Consider the following 228-nt stretch of genomic DNA (forward strand, 5'->3'; position numbering starts at 1 on the left):
TCAGCGAATTTACCCGCGACCGCCTGCACCGGGAGGTGTCCCGCACTCAGGGAACCCGTGAACAGACCCGCCAGTATGACAGTATGGGCAGACGTACCCTGCAACGCAGTATCGGCGGCTTAGCACCCAACCTGCCGAAACAGGCAATCTTCGAACGCGCCTTTAACTACACCGGGCGGGGAGAACTCTCTGACGTCAGCGACACACTGCGTGGCAGCACGATTTATG

At 59.6% G+C, this 228-nt stretch carries 1 pseudogene; it reads left to right on the top strand.

What is annotated here, in order from left to right:
* Positions 1-228 (top strand): annotated as a pseudogene (locus tag A1830_RS23105) (hypothetical protein); the annotation flags it as partial.

It is taken from the genome of Erwinia sp. ErVv1 (assembly GCF_900068895.1).
Classification (GTDB): Bacteria; Pseudomonadota; Gammaproteobacteria; order Enterobacterales; family Enterobacteriaceae; genus Erwinia.